The following is a 23,493-nucleotide window of genomic DNA, read 5'->3' as shown; positions in this document are numbered from 1 at the left end:
CTTATGCCAAAAGTCATGAAAGGGCACCTTTCACAAGGATGACAGCGATTTCCCCACTACTGTGCAAAGGATTGCACAAAATGTAAAATTAGGGGAGAAGAGGGATGTGCGTTGTAATAAACTTCCATTTAAATGATTCTAAAATCCAGTTTCACACGTCCTTTATACCCCTTCTTAATTTTTATGAATTGAATATAAAGAACCAATATTCCAACGAATGTTTGTTCTTTTCCGAGAATGGTAGAATTACGATTAAATCCTTTCATATCAGTGTTTTCAAGCCGTTTATAACCATTACAATGTGAAGCGCTTTATAGGAAATAAGACATAAAAAAAGACAGACGGGTCCCGTCTGTCTTTTGCACATCTATATACCTAGAAAACTTTTGCAAGGTTCCATTTGTGAAGATAGAAGCTTGCAGCTGCTGAACTGCTGAAACGAATGCTCGTGTCCTGAACAGATGGATAGAACCGGGCGGTCATCACGCAGGCACCATCATTAGCGAAAACTTCGATAGAGGACGTATCTACATATATCCTCAGACTATCAAGCTGCGGTACTTCGACCTGGCGCTTTTCGACGGTTCCATCCACATAGCTCTGACGTTCCAGGGTGAGCACCTGTTGATCGCTGGAATATAGAATCCTTGCATCTCCACCGATGGCCACACTCATCCAGCCCTCTGCAACGTCGATATCACTCATCATCAGTTCAACGACCTTCCCATGAACACCGTCCAAGGTACGGCTCTCGTTGTGGAGGCTGACCTGATGTTCAACGGCTTCTCCCTGACGGAGTGCTTCCAATTCCTGAACCGGCTGTTGGTACAGCTGACCGTCCTGCCATGTTAATTCCCGCGGAAGCGTCATGTTGTGCAGCCACTTGTGGGCAATCGTCGGGTGATCCTGCTCATTCTGGTCCGGTACACTCATCCAGCCGAACATCAGCCGGCGGCCGTGCGCATCCAAGGTCGTCTGCGGCGCGTAAAAGTCAAAACCGTGATCAAGCTCTGTAAATGCACCATGCTCGTATATCCCTTCTTCCGGATCGAAGGCCCCTGTCACATAGCCGGCCTGATAAACGTTTTGATAGTTCATGCCGTCCGCTTCCAGTCCCTGTGGAGAGAAGACAAGCACATCCCGTCCATCCAGTTCAAATAAATCCGGGCACTCAAACATATACCCGAACTCCCCGTGAGGTTCCTGACCGGCGCCGGCAAGAATACCGGCATGGGTCCAGTCCATCAGATTGTCTGAGGTGAATAGAGCGACCGCCCCTTTCTCATCTTCCGTCTGAGCGCCGATGACCATAAACCAGCGGCCATCCTGCTTCCATACTTTCGGATCGCGGAAGTGGGCGGTATAGCCGTCAGGCAGATGGGCGACAGGACCTTTTTTATCAAATTGAATGCCGTCTTCGGATACAGCGAGACACTGGTACGATTCCCGGTTTCCATTTTCATCTTTGACGTTTCCTGTGTAAAAGGCATAGAGCTTTCCGTCATGCTCGATGGCACTGCCGGAATAGCAGCCGTTTTTCTCAAACCACTCGGACGGGGTCAGAGCGATCTCTTCATGCGTCCAGTGGACAAGGTCCTCAGACGAATAATGCCCCCACAGTTTAGCACCGTGGTCGGTTTTATACGGCATCCACTGATAGTACAGATGGTACGTGCCCTGGAACTGAATGAAGCCGTTCGGATCGTTCAACAGTCCGACCGGAGGCATGATGTGGTAATGGAGACGATACGGATCACTCTCTACTAGAGACTGATGCTTTTCGATTTCTTCATAAGCGCTCTTTCGCAGTTCTTGATCTTTAGACATCGGTTACTCTCCTGACTGATGAAGGCGTGTTTGAACTTCTTCGATAGTCGGAAGGGCCGTCATCGCTCCCTTTGTCGATGCAGCCAGTGCTCCGGAAACGGATGCATACTCTGCCATTTTCACAGCTTCCGAAAGCGTCAGCTCCTCCATGTTCCCCTCATAGCGGTTCAGCTGATAAAGCATACCGGAGACAAACGCATCTCCAGCCCCTGTTGTATCGACCGCTTTTACTTTCATAGCCGGAACGTGCTCGACGCCTTCTTTCGTAGAAACATAGCTTCCGTCCCCGCCCATCGTAATGAGAACGAGAGGGATTTCATATTTCTCGAGAGCTTTCAGGCCGGGCGTGATCTCTTTTTCTCCCGTAATAAATGCCAGCTCTTCTTCAGAAAGCTTAAGCATATCCGCTTCCCCGAGCATGGAAATGATCGTTTCGCGGGCCTGTTCTTCAGATGGCCAAAGCATCATGCGCAGGTTGGGGTCATAGGAAATCACCATCCGTTTTTCTTTGGCCAGCTCCACAGCCCGCTTCGTCGTATCTTTTACCGTATCTCCAATCATGGAGATGGAACCGAAGTGAAGCACTTTATGTGTGTCAAAATCGGATTCCTGAAGGTCCGAACGCTCTAAAAACTGATCGGCACTTGGATGGATATAAAAATCAAAGCTGCGCTCTCCGTCTTCCGCGTTCGTTACAAACACGACACCTGTACGTACATCAGCCGTCAACGGCATGGCGTGGGTCTGCACACCGAAATCTTCAAGGGTTGTCTTCAGGAAACGTCCGAGGACATCATCGCCGACCTTCCCTAAGAACGTAGATGGAACCCCGAGTCTTGCGAGACCGACCGACACGTTGGCCGGAGCGCCTCCGGGACTTTTCTGGTAGTTCACATTGTTTTTATCCAAAGGGATAAAATCGATTAACGCTTCACCGAGCGAGATGACACCATTTTTCATCACTAATTCCTCCTTTGAACCTTTGTATGAATCATACGAAACAAATCCCTACCAGACAAGCTGGTAAGGACTTGAAAAAAAGGATTTACTTCGCTTCTTCCTTCCATCCAAGAAGAAGAGTGGCAATGACCGCACCGCCGACCGCGATCAGACAGCCGATCCCGTAGTTGATCGGGTCCTGCGCGATCGCAAACATCGGAATACCAGTCAGGCCGATACCGTTCGCCATAACTTTCGTGAAGACGACGTAGGCTCCGCCGAGGGCGCCACCAATGGCTGCCCCGATAAATGGACGGCGGTGCTTCAAGTTCACACCGAAGATCGCCGGCTCTGTAATTCCAAGGAATGCGGAAATAGCAGCTGGAAGAGCGATTTCTTTCGTTTTCTTGTTGCGTGTTTTGAAGAAGACGGCAAGTGTCGCTCCCCCTTGAGCAATGTTGGCCATCGCCCAGATTGGAAGCAGGTAGTTTCCGCCGACATTATTCAAGAGCTCCGCCTCTATGGCGTGGAAGCTGTGGTGCACCCCTGTCAGTACGATCGTAGAGTACAAGCCCCCGAAGATCAGTCCGGCAATCGGACCGGCCGTTTCATAAACGACATCAAGAGCGGTTGTCAATCCATTCCCAAGCGCACGGCCGAGCGGTCCTACAACAAGAAGCGCTACGAAACCGGTGAAAATAACAGTCAGGAACGGGGTAAGCAGAAGATCGACCGCGTTCGGAACGATCTTACGGAAATTCTTTTCAAGCCAGGACATGACGTAAACCGTCAACAGAACAGGGATAACCGTACCCTGATAACCGAGCATTTCAACGCCGAAGCCGAAGAAATCAAGGGTTTCCGGCTGGGCATCAGCAAGCCCCCAAGGGTTTAACAGGGCCGGATGGGTCATAATTCCCCCGATAACCGCACCGAGGTACATGTTTCCTCCGAATTCCCTGGCTGCACTGAAACCGATCAGGATCGGAAGAATGATAAAGGACGCTGAGGAGAACATATCCAGCATGACAAACAATCCACTTGCTGGATCCATCCATTCGTACGTACGCATTAAGCCGAGCAGCCCCATCAGCATACCGGCAGCTACGATCGCCGGGATGATCGGAACGAAGATGTTGGAAAGCGTCCGCGCGAAGCGGGCGAACGGGTTCATTTTACTTTTCGCTGCATCTTTATGGGAAACCGAGGCGTCTTTCTTTTCTTCGTCATCTCCCATGGACGCACCTACAAGCGGGCCGAAATGGGCGAACACTTTGTTGACGGTCCCTGTTCCGAAGATGATTTGATACTGTCCGGAGCTTGAAAACGCTCCTTTGACCCCATCAAGTTCTTCAACGGCAGATTTATCTATTTTGCTCTCATCATCCATTACAAGGCGGAGACGAGTGGCACAGTGAGTGGCGCTGACAATGTTTTCTTTTCCACCAAGCAGAGGGACAAGCTGTTCAGCAACTTCTTTGTGATTCATGAAGATTCCTCCTTTATTTTTCCAATAAAAAAGACCTAAAACGCATAAAGAATGCGGATAGGTATCAAAATGAATACACCTATGCTTCTTTACACATTTTAGGTCTTGCCTGCTTCTGCAGTAACAATCCTGCGTTATTTAACTTTGGATTGATTCCTATTTTATACGATGAAAACGCTGTCGTCAACCATTTTCAATTAAAAACAATCACTTCATTAAACGCTGAATATGGAGGGCGATATAGGCGATTTCAGACTCTGGAAAATCGATATTGTACTCCGCTTTCAAGAAGTCTGCCACTTCTTCAGACGTCCGGAATGCGTCGCTGTATTTCATTCTTATCAATTCGAGCATATCTTCGTCAATCGGTTCGAACTGACTGCCTTCCTCCACACGGCTGAGTGCAAAGCGCAGATGGGTAACCAGGCGCTGATAATTGATACTTGTCTCTTCAATCGTAATCTCCGCACATTCTTCCACTTTCTCAACAATATCCCTGAGAACCGTCGCTGTCTGAAGAGACTCCCCCATCGACGGGGAGCCCATTTTTGCGGTATGGATATGAAGCGCGATATGCGCGACTTCATCAGGTGGAATATCAACCCCCATCACTTTCCTGATTTCTTCTTTTGCCCACATCCCCGCCTCAAATTCCTTCTTATAGAGAAACTTGATTTCGTGTGTAAGCTTATTGTGAATCGGAAATCCCTGCTCCAGACGTTCAAGTGCAAACGAAAGGTGATCGGTGAGTGCAATATGAATGTGGTCATTCAAAGGCGCTTCCAAATGGCCTTCTGCATAGCTGATGATCCGTTCAGCGAGATCTATGTGAGCTTCAGGGAGAGTCGAAAGCAGCTGCTGGAACTTCTCTGATGACTGATCCCGAAGCAGGAAGATCTTTTCGATTTTATTTTTCGGGACGATATCGTTGCGCCTCTTTTGAAAGGCAAGCCCCTTCCCCATCACAATCTTTTCCTGTCCTCCGTCATACACGACAACAGCGTTGTTGTTCAAAATTTTAAAAATGCGCATAAAGCCCCTCCGGTCCATAATATCTCCTACCAGTTTACCACGAATGTATCTCCTTATGACACATTCAGGCCCCATCAGCACAGGACCTGAAGAAAGCGTTTCAAAAAATTTTATTAAAAGCGTTTTCAATTTTTATGATCTATGCCATAATACTTGTATACAAGTTAAACAAGTATACGAAAATCATTAAAGAAGGTGAATCGATGACAGATTCCATCCCTTATTTATATCCTGAAAAATGGCTGAATAAAGCATCGGCCGGCGAACGTGTCGCCTCTGAGCTTCGGATCCGGATTATTGCCGGTTTGATTGAAAGCGGTTCAAAGCTGTCCGAAAACCAGATGGCTTCCGAATTTTCCGTCAGCCGCTCCCCTGTCCGTGAAGCCCTGAAGCTGCTCGCATCAGAAAACCTGATCCGTCTCGAACGGATGGGGGCGGTTGTTCTTGAACTGTCCGAGAAGGAAATCCAGGAAATCTACGATGTCCGTCTTTTAATCGAAACATTCGTATTCGAACGGCTCGTCAAAATGGACACAGCAGGTCTCGTGAAAGAACTGAGCAAGACACTGGAAATGATGAAGATCGCGATCAAGTACAAAGATGCTGATGATTTTTCATTTGAAGATGTCCTGTTTCACGAAACGATCATCCGCGCTATTGATCATTCCCACATTCTCATGATCTGGAAGAACCTGAAGCCGACACTGGAAAGCCTGATCCTCATTTCCATGCGCATGCGCTTCAAGGAAAAGTACGACGATTTCGACCGGATTATCAACAACCATGAATTGTATATCGAAGCGATCCGTCAGAAAGACCGCGATCTTATGGTCAAATCGCTGCACAAAAATTTCGATGACGTCCAAGGAAGTGTCGAGGATTTATGGAGGTCGCAGCAGATCTATTCAAAAGGAGTCGAAAGCGATGACTAACTATATGATGGGTGTCGATATCGGCACCACCAGTACAAAAGCCGTCTTGTTCACCGAACAGGGAGATGTCGTGGAGAAAGCGAATGTCGGCTACCCTCTTCATACGCCGGACATCTCAACAGCTGAGCAGGACCCGGAGGAAATTTTCCAGGCTGTTTTGGAAGCGGTCACACTTGTTAAACAGAAGCATACGGACAAAGCCGTATCCTTTGTATCCTTCAGCAGTGCGATGCACAGCCTGATTGCTGTCGATAAGGACGGCAGTCCGATCACCCCCTGCATCACATGGGCGGACAACCGCAGTGAGAAGTGGTCGGAAAAAATCAAAACCGAGTGGAACGGGCACAACATTTACCGGAGAACGGGGACACCGATTCATCCGATGAGCCCGCTCAGCAAAATTACATGGCTCGTCCAGGAACAACCTGAAATCGATTCCAAAACCTATAAATATATCGGAATCAAAGAATATGTCTTCTATAAACTATTCGGTACCTATGTGATCGATCATTCCATCGCTTCAGCAACAGGGATGATGAATTTGGAGAAACTCGACTGGGATGAAGAAGCCCTTGAGGTTGCCGGCATCGGCCGTGAAAAACTGTCCGAGCTTGTTTCCACGACTTCTCAGTTTACCGGACTGAAAGAAGAATACGCCAAGGTCACCGGTCTTGATTCCAACACTTCCTTTGTGATCGGAGCCAGTGATGGCGTTCTATCCAACCTTGGGGTCAACGCCATCAAAAAAGGAGAAATCGCCGTTACCATCGGAACAAGCGGAGCGATCCGGACCGTGATCGATAAGCCGCAGACCGATGAAAAGGGCCGGATTTTCTGCTACGCGCTCACCGAAGATCAATGGGTCATCGGAGGACCGGTCAACAATGGCGGCATGATTCTCCGCTGGATCCGTGATGAATTTGCTTCATCGGAAGCAGAAACAGCGAAACGTCTCGGCATCGACCCGTACGAAGTGCTGACGAAAATCGCAGAAGGCGTCCGACCAGGATCTGACGGACTGCTCTTCCATCCTTACCTGGCTGGTGAGCGGGCCCCGCTTTGGAACCCGGATGTACGCGGATCCTTCTTCGGACTGACGTTATCCCATAAAAAAGAGCACATGATCCGGGCTGCTCTGGAAGGTGTCATCTACAACCTGTACACCGTTTTCCTTGCGCTGACGGAATGTATGGACGGACCGGTGACAAGAATCCAGGCGACCGGCGGGTTTGCCCGCTCGGAAGTGTGGCGCCAGATGATGGCCGATATCTTCGAATCCGAAGTTGTCGTGCCGGAAAGCTATGAAAGCTCCTGTCTTGGAGCCTGTATTCTAGGACTCTACGCTACAGGCCGGGCGGATTCACTAGACATTGTATCCGGGATGATCGGCAGCACCTTCAAGCATACACCGGAGGAAGAAGCGGTCCATGAATACCGCCAGCTGCTTCCGATGTTCATCCAGCTGTCCAGATCTCTGGAAGAAAACTACGCCACCATTGCCAATTACCAACGAAACTTAACCAACTAAACAAACGGAGGGTTTACGATGCCATTATTAATGGTCGCTATAGGAATTGTCGCGTTACTTATCTTGATTATGGGACTCAAACTGAACACGTTTGTTTCCCTGATTATCGTCTCCTTCGGTGTTGCCGTCCTGCTCGGCATGCCGCTTACGGATATTGTACCAACCATCGAGGCCGGTCTCGGCGGAACACTCGGGCACCTCGCCTTGATTTTCGGTCTTGGAGCTATGCTCGGTAAACTGATTACAGACGCCGGTGGTGCCCAGCGCATTGCCATGACCTTCGTCAATAAGTTCGGAGAAAAGAACATCCAATGGGCCGTTGTCGCCGCGTCCTTCATTATCGGGATCGCGTTGTTCTTTGAAGTCGGCCTCGTGCTGTTAATCCCGATCGTTTTTGCGATTTCAAGAGAACTGCGCGTATCGATTTTGTATCTGGGAATCCCGATGGCAGCCGCCCTGTCCGTCACTCACGGCTTCCTGCCGCCTCACCCGGGCCCGACAGTGATCGCTGGTGAGTATGGGGCAGACCTTGGTGAAGTACTGCTGTACGGAATCATCATTGCTGTTCCGACGGTCATTCTTGCTGGTCCGATTTTCACAAAAATGGCGAAGAAACTCGTGCCGGACTCTTTTAAAAAGCAGGGGAACATCGCTTCTTTAGGCGAACAGAAATCCTTTAAGCTTGAAGAGACACCAGGCTTCGGTATCAGTGTCTTCACAGCTATGCTGCCCGTTATTCTCATTGCTATTTCTACAATTATTACGTTGATTCAGGAAACCATGGGTGTAGAATCCGGCGGTTTTCTCTCCGTTATAAACTTAATTGGAAACGCATCCACAGCGATGATCATCTCCCTGCTTGTGGCAGTTTACACGATGGGGATTGCTCGTAACATTCCGATGAAAGACGTGATGGACTCCTGCTCCACAGCTATCGCCCAAATCGGTATGATGCTGTTGATTATCGGGGGCGGCGGTGCCTTCAAGCAGGTCTTGATTGACGGCGGTGTCGGTGATTATGTGGCGCAGATGTTCGAGGGCTCTTCCATGTCTCCATTGCTGCTTGCCTGGATCATTGCTGCGATTCTAAGAATCTCTCTCGGTTCCGCTACCGTAGCTGCCTTGACGACGGTCGGCCTTGTCACACCGCTTCTTGGCCAGACGGATGTGAACCTGGCACTGATGGTGCTTTCCACAGGAGCCGGAAGCTTGATCGCTTCCCACGTCAACGACGCTGGTTTCTGGATGTTCAAGGAATACTTCGGCTTAACGATGAAGGAAACGTTCGCTACATGGACGCTTCTGGAAACGATCATTTCCGTTGCCGGTCTTGGATTCGTCCTTCTGTTCAGCCTTTTTGTTTAACGAAAAAAACCCGTACGAGGATCCTCCTCGTACGGGTTTTCCTTTTATACAGCCGTCATGACAGCCAAATAAAACGATACAATCATTAAACTCCCTGCAGCCGTCACTATCCCAAGTGAAGGCCTCTTCACTGCGGAAGCGATAGTGAGCAGCAGGAACAAAGAGCCGATCAGACCGAGCATCCAGCTGACCGGTCCGAACGACATCGTCACTTCAATGAGTTCCGAGCCACTTTCCCCTGTAAACGCCCGGTACAAAAAGGAAGCTTCGTCTCCTATCGTTCCTTCCTGATTTGGCGTACCTGCCCGCCCCATGGCAGCGGTTAAAGCAAAAGCGCCGAGAGCAAACCCGCTTTCCGCCTTCGTCCACGGAAGCGGATTGAAACGCTGATCACCGGCTTTTTTACGGAACAACACCCCGTTCATCAAGGCGAACAAAAGGATGCCGATGACAAACAGGTGCTTGACGAGAAGGGCCTGACCGTAGTTCGATGGCAGGGCTTGAGAATAGCCTTCCAACGCATTCATATCTGGAGCACCGTAGCTGTACAAATCCACGGACATCGTGAAATACCCGGCGGCAAACACGACAACCAGACTGAAGACAGCCGTCGGTGTGTACCACCGTAGAAAGGAACCCCAGTTCTTCTTAGACACCGCAAACCAGCTGACCATCAGGAGCAGGCCGATCCATACGGATGCCCCGAGAAAATGCAGGGTATGAAACACATGCCCGGACGCTCCTCCGATGGATGCCGCATGAGCAGCCATCGAGTAAGAAGCCGTCATCGCAGCGACAAGCCCTAAAGATAGATAGAGCAGACCCGCTTTTTCCTTCACACCTTCTGACGTCCAGATTAGAAGAAGGAGCATAGAGAAAAGGGCGGTCAGTAAAAAGGCACGTCCGACGGCAAACTCAAAAATCACCTGAATGAAGGCGCTCCCCCACCCTTTTGATGATGCAAGCAGATCGACGATGGGCAGCACCGGCAGGAAAGATCCGAACGTCACCAGCAGGGCACATGCCTGAATCAGCCTTTGATCTATGCGTACCGGAGGTTTCAGATGGTCCGGCACAAGCAGCAGGATCAGAGATCCCATTAATAAGGAAAACGAAAGGTACAAAAGCAGTTCAGTCAGTCCAATCAGAATCCCCATTGGTACCGACTCACTTCTTGCTGCTGAACAGCTTCACGGCAAGTACGATGACAATGACAAGAAGCAGGAGCGCAACAACAATCATGAACACAGGGAGGCTGTTTTCCTCTTCTGTCTCCTGTTCGCTGTCCACATCTGTTTCCGTTTGTTCCGCATCGGTGTCCGTTTCTGTACCGTCCTCCTCTTCAGGAACCACTTCTTCAGTCGTTTCTGTGTTTTCTTCAGGAGCTGGTCCATCTACAGAAAAGCTGAACTGTTTCTCAATCACATGACCATCCGCACCGATGATTTCCCAGTTGACGGTATACTCACCGTTTTCAAGGGCATCGTCAAACACGGCGGTCATCGTCTGATCAGAGATCGTCACCTCGGAGGGTGCAGGAGCCTCTCCTTCCACTTTCGATAATTCAAGCGTGCTTCCTTCTTCAATGACTGTATTGAAGTTCAGTTCGATCGTATCCAGCGGTTCTTCCACCGTCTCCCCTTCAGCGGGCGTCGAGTTTTCCAATGATGTATGAGCATGGACTGCCGGGGTGAACAACCCAAGAGCGACGACCAGTGCCAGTAACGCAGTAGAAATTTTGTGCATAATTTTTCCATCCTTTCTCCATATTAAGACTAAGTAAATGAAAGCCTTATGATTGGCTATTGCAGCCGGAGTATTTTACTATAGAGATAACGGGTATCATCCCTTTACGGATCATCCATCCCGTGATGACAGACTTCCGTAACCAAGCTAAGTTTATGTGATAGAATCATTCAAAGTCAAAGTTTCTCATCGTTTGTCACAAAATCTCCATGTTCCCCGTTCTATGGGATCCATCCCCTACCTATCCCCTACTCTTCTGAACCGCTCTACACAGCTCTTCAGAAGAAATTCCGACAAAACCTTATAAATGTTGACAAATAAAACAATGTATATAATAATAGTTACTGGATAATAATTATTATAAATAACTGCGCCCATTTTTCTGCAGTTAAATCTCTACCTATATCAGGAGGAATTTTACTATGTCCCTAATCGGAAAAGAAGTACAATCATTCCAGGCGAAAGCATTCAAACAAGGTGAATTCATCGACGTTTCCAACGAAAACTTCAAAGGTCAGTGGAGCGTTGTTTGTTTCTACCCGGCAGACTTCTCTTTCGTATGCCCGACAGAGCTTGAAGACCTGCAGAACAACTATGCAGCTCTTAAAGAACTAGGTGCAGAAGTATACTCTGTTTCTACAGATACACACTTCGTACACAAAGGCTGGCACGACAGCTCTGAAAAAATCGGTAAAATCGAATACGCTATGATCGGGGATCCTTCCCAGCAGCTATCCCGTCAGTTCGACGTTCTTAACGAAGAAGACGGCCTTGCTGACCGCGGAACATTCATCATCGATCCAGACGGCGTTATCCAGACGGTAGAAGTTAACGCAGGCGGAATCGGCCGCGATGCAGATAACCTTATCGGCAAAATCAAAGCCGCTCAATACGTTCGCAACAACCCAGGCGAGGTTTGCCCTGCCAAATGGGAAGAAGGCGAAGAAACACTTACACCAAGCCTTGATCTAGTTGGTAAAATCTAAGGAGTGTCTTAATCCATGGTTCTCGATGCACAAATAAAAGCACAACTGGAGCAGTACCTGCAGCTTTTAGAAGGTGACATCGAGCTGAAAGTCAGCGCGGGGGACGACAAAGTCTCCCGTGACATGCTGGCTCTCACCGATGAACTTGCATCCATGTCACCGAAAATTACTGTCCAGAACACAACACTTAATCGCACACCAAGCTTCAGCGTAAACCGCCCTCAGGAAGAAACGGGCATCACGTTTGCCGGCATTCCTCTCGGTCATGAATTCACCTCTCTCGTCCTCGCCCTCCTTCAAGTGAGCGGCCGTGCTCCGAAAGTGGATGACACGATGATTGAGAAAATCCAGAACATCAAGGGCGAGTTTCATTTCGAGACATTTGTCAGCCTGAGCTGCCACAACTGTCCGGACGTCGTACAGGCCTTGAACATCATGAGCGTGCTGAACCCGGGCATCACCCATACGATGGTGGACGGTGCTGCCTTTAAAGAAGAAGCAGAAAGCCGCAACATCATGGCGGTTCCATCCGCTTTCCTTAACGGTGAATTCTTCAATGGCGGCCGCATCAGCCTTGAAGAGATCGTTGCTAAAATCAGTGAAGGCCCATCTGCTGAAGAATTTACGGAGCGTGAACCTTATGACGTTCTTGTCGTCGGTGGTGGACCAGCTGGTGCGAGTTCTGCAATCTACTCCGCTCGTAAGGGAATCCGTACCGGTATCGTAGCGGAACGCTTCGGCGGACAGGTGCTGGATACGATGACGATTGAAAACTTCATCAGTGTGAAAAGCACGGAGGGACCAAAGTTTGCTGCAAGCCTTGAAGAACACGTCAAAGACTATGATATTGATATCATGAACCTGCAGCGTGCCAAGGATCTGCGCAAAAATGAGGAAGGCATGTTTGAACTTGAACTTGATAACGGCGGCGTACTGAAAAGTAAAACCGTCATTCTTTCCACGGGTGCCCGCTGGCGCGAAACCGGCGTTCCGGGAGAAGACGAGTACAAAAACAAAGGTGTCGCATTCTGTCCGCACTGTGACGGTCCTCTATTCGAAGGCAAAGACGTAGCGGTTATCGGCGGCGGAAACTCCGGCGTGGAAGCAGCGATCGACCTTGCCGGTATCGTGCAGAACGTCACCGTCCTTGAATTTGCAGACACGTTGAAAGCTGATGATGTGCTTCAAGATCGTCTCCACAGTCTGCCAAACGTCGAAGTGAAGACAGGCGCCCAGACAACAGAAATTACCGGCGATGAGAATGTGAACGGCATCACGTACATCGACCGTGCTTCCGGCGAAGAACAGCACGTGGACCTTGAGGGCGTCTTCGTCCAGATCGGTCTCGTGCCGAACACGGAATGGCTCACCACAGATGTTGAAACGAATAAGATTGGTGAAATCATTACAGATAAACACGGATCTACAAGCATACCTGGTTTGTTTGCTGCCGGTGACGTTACCGACAGTCCGCATAACCAGATCATCATCTCCATGGGAGACGGTGCCAACGCAGCGCTTGGCGCATTCGATTATCTGATCCGCAACTGATCTTTCTATAGAAAATCCCGCATCCAATAAAGGATGCGGGATTTTTTTATGCCTGCTTTCGTTGTTTCGATTCTGACTTAGATGTAGAACGTTTCCTGAAGATAACCCAGCCGCCGATGAGGGCAACAATGACTGCTGCACCTGACAACCAGAAAGCACGATATTTCTGCCATGCATTTTCCTCACGAATGGCCGTGTCTACTCCTAAAGTCGTCAGAACTTCTTCCGCTGGTACATAGAGCTCGCCATTTTTCTCATAAGGGGCTTCTGTGAGCACCGGGGCAGCTTCCAGCTGATCTTCATCACCAGGGGCACCGCTTCTGGTCACTTTAGCGTCTTCTTTATAACGCTCCATATTCATGCGGTACGTTTTTTCTCCCGGGGTCAGATTCATCGTTTGGTTGTTCACGATAAGCGTCCAGTAATCTGCCGGCTGCTCCGAATCACTATCATACAAGTGAATCGGATATACATCCGCGCTCTTCTCATAAAGTTCCTTGACGCTGGATAGTGCGACCATCGTCGTTCCATTTACGACTTCAGTATTCTGATCCAGCTTTACCTGCTCTCCATTCGCTGCGGCACGGGCACTTTCTTTATAAAGGACGGCCGTGTCAGCAGTTTCTGCATTCTCCTCTGCCAGCTGGTCTTCGAAGAAATCAAAAATCGGTTCAAGAACAGCGGCATACGAATAGGAATGATCTCCGTTTTCCACTGTCATGTAACGGGCATTCTCAAGCTTCGGCATGACGGAGGAAACGATGGATCCAGGCGATTCTCCACTTCCAATCTGCACCTTGAAAGAGGTGGTCGTATCTGCGGTCCCCTGGACAATGAGCGCGGGCAGGTCCTTCACACCACTCAAGTCATAGTCTGTTCCCTCAATGTTCACCATCGTCCCTCCTTCGGGAGCACGATCCGTAATCTTCGGAGCTGTCGCCGCCATCGCCTGGAAACGATCAGGGAAGCGGGCCGCAATTTCCAGCGTGCCGCGTCCCCCCAGGGAGTTCCCGGTTATGAATAGATGATCATCCGGGACAGGGAACTGCTGCTGGGTTTCCGCCAGTGACCGCTCTACGGAATAAAGCGCCTGCTTCTCCCTCCACACCGGGTTCTGCGTCCATCCATTCGGAGACAGAAGGATATAATTGTACTCTTCAGCATAGGTCTCTACAGGAATGCCCTCTTTCATCAGACGGTAGGTCGGGGTATGCTCATTCCCCGTTCCACCATGCAGCATATACGTCAGCCGTGTCTTTTCCGGATCATACGTAGAGGGCACGTAGAGGGAAAATGGCACGATACGGTCAGCTTTCACATGGACAGGATCTCCATCTTCATCCTTGAAGGAAGCATCGGAAGCAACATGAAACGACTGCCACAGCCAGCCGGTTTGACGCTCGCCATCATCGACATCTTTCATATAATCCGCCCATGTGTAGGTCTCATCATCCCCGCCCTGCCATGTATTGGACGGCTTCGGAACGACAATATCACTTACCTCGACATCCGGGCGGTCTACAGAAGTGGTCACGTCTGCCAGACCCTCAGACTGGACAGTCAGATAACCTTGTTCCTCAAAGGAGGTTTTGCCCATCCATTCCATCAAAGATGCAAGAGGAACATATACACCACCTTCCTTCTGTTCAATCGAACCGGACGAGAGTGTGAAGGATTTTCCAGTAAAGCCAGCCTCCTCATTCAGCTCATCCGGCGTAACAGCGCCTTTGTTCCTGCCACCTTCCACCGGCTGAAACTCACGGTAATCATAAGTGCCCTCTACTTCAGACAGATCAATCGAAAGGTCCCACACCTTTTTCGTATACTGTATCGTCGTAGATCGTTCACCAATGCCGGAGGTTAACAGCTTGTCAAAAGCGGTGTGCCGGATGCGGAGCATATCCTCTTCCATCGTGTAATCGAAATACGGGTCGTACATTTTCTTCATATCCTCGATGTGAACCATGAGAGCGTCATCTTCCCCGAAATAATAGCGATGTTCCAATTCGTACGAAGTTAAAGGATCATAGCCTTCCACTTTTACGGTCGGATCAAACGGTGAGAAAAAATCAAAAAAGGCCGTACTCCTATCTCCCCCATCCGTACGGAAAAACCATGTAGAACGGTCACTGGAAAAATCGACGTACGAATGTTCCGGAAGTTCTTCCGCCTGTGTTTTCGTATGTACAGCCAGATCAGCCAGTCCAAAAAGGACCATCGTCACCAGCATATGCTTCATCAAATGCTTCATTGTTATCCTCCTCATAATGATTATGATAATCATTATCATCTATAAACCGAAGACTTTCAATAGGCTTTAGCCTTTTTGTCCCACAAAAAAGCTCCCCTTTGTAGAGAGGAACTTTTGGATTCCATTATTTCCAGACATCTGCACCCATCTCGAGAACATGGCGAATATTCGCCCACTGCAATAAAAAAGGAAACCGCCGATGCGGTTTCCCAAGGCTGTCGATAAAAATAGCGACCGCTTATTTTAGTTCCGAAAAGATAAGATGAACCCTTTTCGTTTATTTAGGTAGTGGTGCCTGCGGGGAAATGAAGCCGCGCTCCACAAGTTCCTGCCAGAAAGCTTCTGGAATGTCGCGCTGGATCATTTCAAGATCCTCTTTAATGCGTTCCGGACGTGTGGATCCAGGAATGACGGATTTCACAGCCGGATGGGCAGTAGAAAACTGCAGGGCCGCCGCTTTCAAGTGGACACCATGCTTATCACCGATTTCCTTCAACTGGTTCACACGGCCGATGATGTCTGCGCCCGCTTTTTCATAGTTAAAGTGGTCACCGCCGAACAAAGCACCGGAGTTGTAAGGGCCGCCGACAACGATATCAATGCCTTTTTCCTCCGCCGTCTTCATCATACGCTCAAGCGCACGATCGTGCTGAAGCAGGGTATACTGGATGGCTGACAGGTTGATGTCCGGACGGTTTTCCTCCAGCTCCATCGCGATTTCGATTGGCTCGGTCGTATTCACGCCAAGGCCCCAGCCTTTGATGATGCCTTTTTCACGCATCTCGGACAGCACACGGAAAGCTCCTGTCCGTGCTTCCTCAAACTTGGAAATCCATTCGTCGCCGTGAAAGTCCGGCGATAAGTCGTGCACATAGACGATATCGAGGCGGTCCGTCTTCAGACGTTCCAGGCTCTGTTCAATTGATTTTCTCGTTGCCTCTGCGGAATAGTCCGTGATGACCTTGTTATTGCGTCCATGCGCAAACAACCCATCTTTGTCTTCTTCCTCCTGCGTCATGTAGCGGCCGACCTTCGTACTTATCACGTACTCATCACGGTCATATTGGGACAAGACATCCCCAAGACGGCTTTCCGCCAGACCCGCGCCGTAAAAAGGAGCCGTATCAAAATAACGGACGCCCTGATCCCAGGCAGTCTGAATCGTTTCCCGTGCTTCTTCCTCCGGGACATCTCGGAACATGTTGCCAAGCGGTGCGGTTCCAAGACCTACTCTATGTTTTAATGCGTTTTCCAACGTTTTCATAATGAAGATTCCTCCTTTAGAAGACTATATTTCTATATCCGTTCCTATCTTATTTCAAACGAACCTTCAGGAGCAAAGGTTTCCACTTGAGGCGAAAAAGGTATAGATAGAAAAAGAATAGTGAAATGGAGGAGAACACCGTGACGACGTGTATCCAGTGTAAGCAGCGATGGAGCTTTCGGGCAGCGTTCAGCCAGCAGCCACTCTTGCTGCAGGAGAAAAAGGCTGCCTGTCCCCACTGTGCTTTCGAACAATATGTGAGACTGGATGATTCTGTTTTCCTGTTCTTCATTTTTCTTCCCATCGTCCTTGTGATCTTGAAAGTCACATTCGGGCTGCCCGGATCGTTTTACGGGTTGGGAGCCGCCGCGGGATTCATCTCCCTCTCTCTATTGACTCCGTTTCTGACCAAAGCAAGGGCATGGAAAGAACCCTCCCCATGGGAAGGATTCCGAAAAAGGAAAGCCTGAAAAAGCAGCGGACATCAAGCGTCCAGCTGCTTTTTTTGACTTAATGACCAGCCTGCCACGGCCGGGCTGTTGTCTGGCGCCGCGGGCGTGAAGCTGGAAGGTCCTCACGCCTGACGGTCCGGGGCTCCATGCCGTTTTCGATCCGCTGTTTGACGCGGCTGTCCATCCTGGACGTCATCGGCGGCTTGAAAACCCGCTTTGAAACGCCCTGACAATCCGGACAGGAAGCCTCACTCCTGCTTTCTTTCATGCCGGTCATCCAGATTGTGAATTCTCCGCACGCTTCACATAAAAAAGAAAAATGGGCCAACACGTATCCGCTCCTCTACTTCGGCAGAATATCTTTCGTGAAAATTTCCTTCGGCAGAGCCAGTGTACAGCACGAATTCGGGATATCGACGACGCCGGCCAGATGCCCCTGCACAGGTGCCGTTCCAAGCAGCATGTACGCCTGTTCACCCGTGAATCCGAATGTCTTCAAAAATTCAATGGCATTCAGACAGGCATTGCGGTACGCCGTATTGGCATCCAAATACGTCTGCTTGCCGGAAAACTCGTTGACGGACACGCCCTCAAAGACGAGGAATTCGTTATAGTGTGGCATCACGGGACCGGGGCGGAACGCCGGATTTCTCTTAATCTGGTATTTGTTCATGCCGTCCTTGATGACTTCGACCTTCAAATCGATCCATCCCGGCATCTCTATTCCGCCGCAGAAGGTGATTTCGCCGTCCCCCTGGGAGAAGTGCAGATCACCGACAGACAGCTTGGCCCCGTCCACAAAGACAGGAAAATAGATTTTCGAACCTTTAGAGAGATTCTTAATGTCACAGTTTCCCCCGTTTTCACGCGGGGGTACTGTCCGTGCCCCTTCTCTGGCGACTCGGTCAAAGTCGGCTCCATTCAGACTGCCTGCAACGGCGTTCTCCTTAGTCGGCAGGTTGGCCAGTGGAGGAACGCGGTCCGGATCCTGGCTGACGAGCTCTTCTTCTCTTCTGTTCCATTCATCCAGCATCTCCTGGGACGGGGCTACACCGATGAGGCCCGGGTGGATGATGCCGGCAAATTTGACGTTCGGTACGTGGCGGGAGGTGGCGTAAATCCCTTCAAAATCCCAGATTGACTTAGCGGCTTCCGGATAGTGATCCGTCAAAAAGCTGCCGCCGTTTTCCTTGGAAAAAATCCCGTTAAAGCCCCACTCATGGGAGGAAAACGTGCCGATATCGAGAATATCGACGACTAATAAATCTCCCGGCTCCACGCCATTGACGTGGACCGGTCCACTAAGTACATGCACCCGGTCGAGATGGACGTCCCTGATATCTGAAGGGTCATCATTGTTCTTAATCTGTCCGTCCGTCCAGTCGAGGCATTCCATACGGAACGATTCTCCGGGATTGACAGAAAAGACAGCGGGAATATCCGGGTGCCAGCGATTATGTCCTACAACATCCTGTTCATCCATACGCTTGTTCAAATCGACTTGAAAAATCTGCTTCGTCATCGACTCATCCTCTCTTCATAGATCGGTTCGAGCGCCAGTGACTTCCGGAAATAGGACATACACCTCCCCCATACCACAAATTATTACACTTCTTCCCCCGCTTCTGGAAAGCTAAACGGAAGATTTTGTCACCAATCACCTGGCGATCTGCTTTAAAGCTTGTAATAATCCCTTACAATCGTCTCCAGTTTTATTTTTTTCAGGTAGTGGGCCGGTGCAAGGAACGTCACCGTAACCACACCAGGGTGCCGGCCGATATCGATTGATCCGGTAATGGTGGAACGGTTCATCACTTCAGGAACATCGATTCCAAAAGCCCTGGCTGCCCTTTCCATGCCATTCGCTGTCGCTTCATTCAAACCCGCCCCTGTTCCGATGAAGGAAACGGGATAGGAATCCTCCAGCTGTCCCACCTGCCATTTCTCCGCAAGTTTCAAGGCCTGCTGTTTTTCTTTTTCTGTGAAAGGCTTGGCGAGGTACGGCAGGTCTTCCTCCACCGGAAGCAGCACCGGGCCCTCCAGATTTACGCCTTTCAACACATCGACCTTCAAGCTGACAATACCCGAAACATCTGTCGTGTGGCCGGCGATTTCGCCGTTCCCCTGCATCGCATGCATATCGCCCACATACACACCTCCGCCTTCCACTTTGACAGGGCAGATGAGGACAGCCCCTTCGCGGACACGATTGATGTCCATATGTCCGTCCGTTCTCTCTTCAAGCTCCTCAGCCGTTAAGCCGAAATCGTGCGGGGCATCAATCAAAAATTGTCCGAAGTCACCAGCGTTGTGGGAATCTGGAATCGGACGGGAGGGTGTAGTTCCGAGCTGTCCTAAAAACGGACGCAGACGAGCCACGGCTCCGACGATATCATGGGGAGCGAACGTGACAACCGGGTTTTGGATTGATTCCTCCGGTGTCCGCATGTAAGCCTTGGCATCGCGGGCCACTTTTTCAGCGGCTTCCTGGTGGAGCGTGAGTCCAAGTTCTTTCTGTTCATCGAAAGCCATCGTGTACGCATTCGTAAATACAAAGGGGGTGACGTCTTCTCCACACACTTGACAGCGGACCGCCTGCTGGCCGATTCCTTCGATATACGTATCCGGATTTTTCGTCCCGCAGCTCGGGCATTGGCCATCGACGAAGGGGTCGCCTGTGAACCGGCCTTCCACCGGCTGATCATTGCCGGAGGCTGTGGCCATCGACGTCACTTCTATGGACTGGATATGAATGACGACAGCGTCCCCCACCTCGGCCCCTTCAACATACACAGGCTTCGTCACTTCATGACCGCCCTTCAACGCCGGCGTAATCATCGGCCCCCAGCACCCGGGCGTCGTATTGGCGATAATATGTCCGCCGTCCTTCACTTTATATTCCATAGCTTTACCGGGATCCAGCACTCCGTCCGTAAAGGTATTCACATACACGGTCTGTTTCGCTTCCACATGATCTCCTCCTTTTCTAAAATTGTAAAAGTATTCTGATATTTTTACAATAAAAGTGACTTTTCTACATACAAAGCTTTGTTAAAGTCTGTTGTTGATATTTTAAATGATTACTAAATTGTCTCCGTCTGGAATCAGGGGTCCGGTCCGTTGTTTACTCAGAGCATGGGATGGCAGGGAAAACCGTCCGCTTTCCGCGGGGAACGATGAGCCTCCTCGAACTTCGTTCTCCGGGGTCTCCCCTTGTTCCTTTTTCCCACAGGAGTCTACCTGTTTTCCCTGCCATCCCTTTCGTAGTGGTGTAACGGACTTCGGTTATGTCCTTTCTAACCACCCTTCTTTGAAGAGGCGGCCTTGGGAATGGCGAGACTCCTGTGGGATGAAGGTACATCGTGAGACCCCGGAAGGCGCTGCCTGAGGAGGCTCACGGTACCCCACGGAAAGGGAGTCATTCCCAAGGTCGCCTCATACATATCCCATGACAGAAAGGAGTGATATAAGCTCACATGTTAAATAACAACACCAAGCAATAACAGAGCCACATACAAAAAAGCCCTTCATCCGACAAAGATGAAGGGCTTTGATTTCTCATTCAGCTGCTGAGGCGGTCACCTCTCCTCAATTCATTACGAGCTTTTTTTCCGTCAGTCCGAGAGCTTCGCCTGTCTCGGCATGGATCTTCTCAACGAGAGACGGGTCGTTCTGAAGGGATGTGCCGTAGCTCGGAATCATTTCCTTCAGCTTCGGCTCCCACTGGGCGAACTGGTCCGGGAAGCAGCGCTGCAGCACGTCGATCATGACATGGACGGCCGTGGAAGCTCCCGGGGATGCTCCAAGCAGGCAGGCGACGGTTCCATCGGAGGAACTGACGACTTCAGTACCGAACTGAAGCGTCCCTTTTCCTCCATCCTCGGTATCCTTGATCACCTGCACACGCTGACCGGCAACAACAAGCTCCCAATCTTCACTTTTCGCATCGGGAACGAACTCCCTCAATGCTTCCATCCGCTGCTCCTTGGACTGGAGCACCTGCTGGATCAAATACTTCGTCAAGGCCATTTCCTTCATACCGGCGGCCAGCATCGTCATGACGTTATTGGCATTGACCGATGTCAGCAGGTCCATATTGGAGCCCGTTTTCAGGAATTTCGGTGAAAAACCGGCGAACGGTCCGAAAAGAAGGGTCTTCTTATCACCGATGTAGCGGGTGTCGAGGTGCGGCACACTCATCGGCGGTGCGCCGACCGGTGCTTTGCCGTACACTTTGGCGTGGTGCTTTTCTGCGACCTCCGGTTTGTTGCAGACGAGGAATTGTCCACTGACAGGAAAACCTCCGATGCCTTTTCCTTCAGGAATCCCCGATTTTTGAAGCAGATGGAGACTTCCTCCGCCTCCTCCGATGAAGACGAACTTCGTTAAGTAGCGGGTGGTCTCCCCGTTGGCATTTTTCACTTTCACACTCCACGTACCACCGCTCGTCTGCTCGAGGTTTTCGACGCTGTGGTTATAGTTCATCGTCACGTTCTCATGCTCCAGGTGGTCGAACATTTTGCGTGTGAGGGCGCCGAAGTTCACATCCGTACCGGCATCGACTTTCGTTGCGGCTGCAGGCTCTTCCGACGTGCGCTCCTGCATAATCAACGGCATCCATTTTTTCAAGGTTTCCGGATCATCAGAAAACTTCATATCTTTGAAAAGTGGGTTCTGCGCCATCGTTTCATGGCGTTTTTTCAAAAACTTGATGTTCTCGATTCCGTATACGAGACTCATGTGTGGAAGCGGCCGGATGAATTCCTCCGGCTTTTCTATACGGCGGTTGTTCACGAGATAAGACCAGAACTGCTTGGAAACTTGAAACTGTTCATTGATTTTCACGGCTTTCGTCATATCAATCGAGCCGTCCGGCTTTTCGCTTGTGTAATTCAATTCACAAAGGGCTGCGTGTCCAGTGCCTGCGTTATTCCATTCGTTTGAGCTTTCCTCACCTGTGCGGCCGAGCTTTTCAAACACGGTCACCTTCCAGTCCAGGGCAAGCTCGTGGAGCAGCGACCCAAGTGTCGCGCTCATGATTCCAGCGCCAATCAAGATCACGTCTGTTTCGATTGCTCTGTTGCTCATGTCTACCATCCTTATAACTATGATTTTGCAGAAAAACCACCGCCGGATGCAGCCGCTTTTCTGTTAAGATATACTCGTTATCTCTATGATAACGCTTTATAGATGGAAAAGTCACGATAATCTAAAAATTCCCCACACGAATAATGTAAGAAAAAACACCTCGATCCGTGACGATTCGGACGAGCATACCCGGAAAATTTTTCATTTCCTTCTTATTCTTCTTATAACCTGTCCGGTTTATTCCAAAACGAATGGATGCCTTTTCCATAAATGAAGTCCGTGTGAAACGATATCTTTATTGATTCGTATAGAAATGGGAGCGTATTCCTGCAGAATATAAGGTTTAGAGAGAGATGGGAGATGCTGACGACCTACAATTTCCCACTCAAGAAAGGCTGACAAAAACATTTGATAGGTATGGGTGAGATGGTTTGAAGAAATTAATATATGCCATAGTTCTTCTTGCGGTGAGTTTTATCAGTTGTACAGGGTATATAAATACCCAATACACCATCGAGGCTGGTGAAATGGATGTACAACAGAATATAAAGGAATGGCTGAATAGAACATCAGGGAGTGTGGAGCCGGAGATGATCACGATTGTTCAATTGGACGATACAACATCCTACGCAGCTTTATTTGAAACACAGCAGCATGATCTTGGGTATGCCCACTTGATTAAGGGGTGGAATGGGAAATATAAAATCGACCATTCCGGATATGGTTCCAACTCCGTTTCCTACGAAGAAATAAAAACAAATCAAGGCAGTTATGCTATCCTGACAGGGAAAAATCCTGATTTAAAAATAGAACACGTAAAAGCTGTATCAATGAATGAGAACTACACATTCGTATCGGATGTCTCCAGTGATGAAAGATTTTTGAAGTATGAGAAGCTGCCTGCTGATGTGGACCATACTTTTCCGGCAGAAGTGACGCTTTACGATAAAAATGATGATGTCATTAGATAATGAATCTTGGGTTTTAAGTCTTTTTCAATGTTCCTATGAAAAAATCTATCAACGTTATAAATACCCGCGGAA

19 protein-coding genes are annotated in these 23,493 nt (G+C 49.5%); 7 read left to right on the top strand and 12 right to left on the bottom strand.

What is annotated here, in order from left to right; all coding sequences use genetic code 11:
* Positions 1-375: 375 nt before the first annotated feature.
* From ACXAJH_RS08065 to ACXAJH_RS08050, 4 genes are all read right to left on the bottom strand, one after another.
* Positions 376-1,827, bottom strand: coding sequence for a glycoside hydrolase family 32 protein (locus ACXAJH_RS08065; RefSeq protein ID WP_474970718.1), 1,452 nt, complete (start codon positions 1,825-1,827; stop codon positions 376-378).
* Positions 1,828-1,830: 3 nt separating this feature from the next.
* On the bottom strand, positions 1,831-2,787 hold the full coding sequence (locus ACXAJH_RS08060; RefSeq protein WP_474993589.1) for an aminoimidazole riboside kinase: 957 nt from the start codon (positions 2,785-2,787) through the stop codon (positions 1,831-1,833).
* Between the two features lie 85 nt (positions 2,788-2,872).
* Positions 2,873-4,255 carry a sucrose-specific PTS transporter subunit IIBC gene (locus tag ACXAJH_RS08055; RefSeq protein ID WP_474993587.1) on the bottom strand — a complete coding sequence of 461 codons (1,383 nt, stop codon included), beginning with the start codon at positions 4,253-4,255 and terminating at the stop codon, positions 2,873-2,875.
* Between the two features lie 207 nt (positions 4,256-4,462).
* On the bottom strand, positions 4,463-5,287 hold the full coding sequence (locus tag ACXAJH_RS08050) for a PRD domain-containing protein (protein WP_474993585.1): 825 nt from the start codon (positions 5,285-5,287) through the stop codon (positions 4,463-4,465).
* Between the two features lie 203 nt (positions 5,288-5,490).
* On the opposite strand from ACXAJH_RS08050, the gene ACXAJH_RS08045 reads away from it, so the two are divergent.
* From ACXAJH_RS08045 to ACXAJH_RS08035, 3 genes are read left to right on the top strand one after another with little or no spacing between them, the layout of a single operon-like run.
* A complete protein-coding gene (locus tag ACXAJH_RS08045) occupies positions 5,491-6,219 on the top strand; it encodes a GntR family transcriptional regulator (RefSeq protein WP_474970031.1) in 729 nt (242 codons plus the stop codon).
* Entirely contained in the window at positions 6,212-7,747 is a 1,536-nt protein-coding gene (gntK, locus tag ACXAJH_RS08040) for a gluconokinase (RefSeq protein WP_474970032.1), read from the top strand. Before ACXAJH_RS08045 ends, gntK begins: the two co-directional genes overlap by 8 nt.
* Positions 7,748-7,765: 18 nt before the next feature.
* Positions 7,766-9,112, top strand: a complete 1,347-nt coding sequence (locus ACXAJH_RS08035) for a GntP family permease (RefSeq protein ID WP_474990461.1) — start codon at positions 7,766-7,768, stop codon at positions 9,110-9,112.
* Between the two features lie 44 nt (positions 9,113-9,156).
* On the opposite strand, the gene ACXAJH_RS08030 is transcribed toward ACXAJH_RS08035, so the two are convergent.
* Entirely contained in the window at positions 9,157-10,269 is a 1,113-nt protein-coding gene (locus ACXAJH_RS08030; protein WP_474990463.1) for a copper resistance D family protein, read from the bottom strand.
* Positions 10,270-10,279: 10 nt separating this feature from the next.
* Positions 10,280-10,858, bottom strand: coding sequence for a copper resistance CopC family protein (locus ACXAJH_RS08025; RefSeq protein WP_474993583.1), 579 nt, complete (start codon positions 10,856-10,858; stop codon positions 10,280-10,282).
* Between the two features lie 422 nt (positions 10,859-11,280).
* On the opposite strand from ACXAJH_RS08025, the gene ahpC reads away from it, so the two are divergent.
* Positions 11,281-11,844: an alkyl hydroperoxide reductase subunit C gene (gene ahpC, locus ACXAJH_RS08020; protein WP_027956005.1), complete on the top strand. Its 564-nt coding sequence runs from the start codon at positions 11,281-11,283 to the stop codon at positions 11,842-11,844.
* A gap of 15 nt (positions 11,845-11,859) precedes the next feature.
* Entirely contained in the window at positions 11,860-13,395 is a 1,536-nt protein-coding gene (gene ahpF, locus ACXAJH_RS08015) for an alkyl hydroperoxide reductase subunit F (protein WP_474970035.1), read from the top strand.
* Positions 13,396-13,441: 46 nt separating this feature from the next.
* Here the strand turns inward: ahpF and ACXAJH_RS08010 are convergent, their stop codons facing one another.
* Together ACXAJH_RS08010 and ACXAJH_RS08005 are read right to left on the bottom strand one after the other, a co-directional pair.
* Positions 13,442-15,646 carry a hypothetical protein gene (locus ACXAJH_RS08010; protein WP_474993581.1) on the bottom strand — a complete coding sequence of 735 codons (2,205 nt, stop codon included), beginning with the start codon at positions 15,644-15,646 and terminating at the stop codon, positions 13,442-13,444.
* A 277-nt stretch (positions 15,647-15,923) separates the two neighbouring features.
* Positions 15,924-16,910, bottom strand: coding sequence for an aldo/keto reductase (locus ACXAJH_RS08005; protein WP_474970037.1), 987 nt, complete (start codon positions 16,908-16,910; stop codon positions 15,924-15,926).
* Between the two features lie 140 nt (positions 16,911-17,050).
* Between ACXAJH_RS08005 and ACXAJH_RS08000 the strand changes: the two genes are divergently transcribed.
* Positions 17,051-17,380 carry a hypothetical protein gene (locus tag ACXAJH_RS08000; RefSeq protein ID WP_474993579.1) on the top strand — a complete coding sequence of 110 codons (330 nt, stop codon included), beginning with the start codon at positions 17,051-17,053 and terminating at the stop codon, positions 17,378-17,380.
* A 40-nt stretch (positions 17,381-17,420) separates the two neighbouring features.
* Here ACXAJH_RS08000 and ACXAJH_RS07995 read toward each other — a convergent pair whose 3' ends face one another.
* The 4 genes from ACXAJH_RS07995 to mqo form a co-directional block, all read right to left on the bottom strand.
* A complete protein-coding gene (locus tag ACXAJH_RS07995) occupies positions 17,421-17,693 on the bottom strand; it encodes an FmdB family zinc ribbon protein (RefSeq protein WP_474993578.1) in 273 nt (90 codons plus the stop codon).
* 12 nt (positions 17,694-17,705) lie between these two features.
* Positions 17,706-18,884 carry a formamidase gene (fmdA, locus tag ACXAJH_RS07990; protein WP_474993577.1) on the bottom strand — a complete coding sequence of 393 codons (1,179 nt, stop codon included), beginning with the start codon at positions 18,882-18,884 and terminating at the stop codon, positions 17,706-17,708.
* A 152-nt stretch (positions 18,885-19,036) separates the two neighbouring features.
* Entirely contained in the window at positions 19,037-20,332 is a 1,296-nt protein-coding gene (locus ACXAJH_RS07985; protein WP_474970710.1) for an acetamidase/formamidase family protein, read from the bottom strand.
* A gap of 618 nt (positions 20,333-20,950) precedes the next feature.
* Entirely contained in the window at positions 20,951-22,471 is a 1,521-nt protein-coding gene (mqo, locus tag ACXAJH_RS07980) for a malate dehydrogenase (quinone) (protein ID WP_474994117.1), read from the bottom strand.
* A 410-nt stretch (positions 22,472-22,881) separates the two neighbouring features.
* Between mqo and ACXAJH_RS07975 the strand changes: the two genes are divergently transcribed.
* The gene (locus ACXAJH_RS07975) at positions 22,882-23,421 is read left to right on the top strand and encodes a hypothetical protein (protein WP_474970042.1); all 540 of its coding nucleotides are present in this window, start codon (positions 22,882-22,884) and stop codon (positions 23,419-23,421) included.
* Positions 23,422-23,493: the final 72 nt, after the last annotated feature.

Source organism: Halobacillus sp. ABD4_316, assembly GCF_056161385.1.
This window is presented reverse-complemented; position numbering and strand designations above follow the sequence as displayed.